Annotated in this window: 1 protein-coding gene; it reads left to right on the forward strand. The window is 67.7% G+C overall.

The annotated features are described in order from the left end of the window. Nucleotides 1–172: 172 nt before the first annotated feature. Complete coding sequence (locus D7X55_RS45045) at nt 173–376, forward strand: hypothetical protein (RefSeq protein ID WP_233610400.1); 204 nt, start codon at nt 173–175, stop codon at nt 374–376. Nucleotides 377–660: the final 284 nt, after the last annotated feature.

A 660-nucleotide genomic window follows, 5' to 3' on the forward strand; every position in this document is an offset into this window, starting at 1 on the left:
GAGCAGCAAAGGATAGGACGGAGAGGAGCCCTGTTGAGGGCGGCGGGCTGGTGAAGAGGGGCCAAGAAGGGCCGCTGGAGGGTGGACATCATGTTCAAGTGACCCGATGGCGAGCTGTACCGCGAGCGCGTGAAGGCGCCGGTGGCCTCCAAGTCGGGCGCGAAGGCGTGGGGTGGGCAAGCGGCAGTCCGAGCTGCTCTCACGAGGCCGCAAGGCCGTGGAGAAGAAGACGGTGCCGACGTTGAAGGAGTTCGCCCCCTGCTACCTGGACGAGGGCGCCAGGGCCAACCGGCAGAAGCCCAGCGGTGAGTGTCAACGTAGTTGTCGCGTGAAACATGTCACGCAGCTGCGTTCATCGTCGGTACTACTGGGGTGAGGTTCGGGGAGGGGTTGAGCCGCACAGGGCCAGTGGGTGTCCAGTCGCGGGTGTGGCGACTCCATCGCGCTGGGGCTCGGCGCTGAGCGCGCAGATAGACGGCGTGGCGGTGCGCGAGGACGGTCGCCTCCATGCCGAAGTGGCGCTCGTCGGGGGTTGTGACGGGCCGGGGTAATGGATCGCAGTCGGGTCACCCAAGCTGTTCATAGCGGGGGCGGCCAAGCGGATCGCGACGGGGTCGGCCAAGCGGATCGCAGCGCGGAGCAACTGGGGCGGCGGTCCGT

Source organism: Corallococcus sp. AB049A (assembly GCF_003668885.1).
In the GTDB taxonomy this organism is placed as follows: domain Bacteria; phylum Myxococcota; class Myxococcia; order Myxococcales; family Myxococcaceae; genus Corallococcus; species Corallococcus interemptor.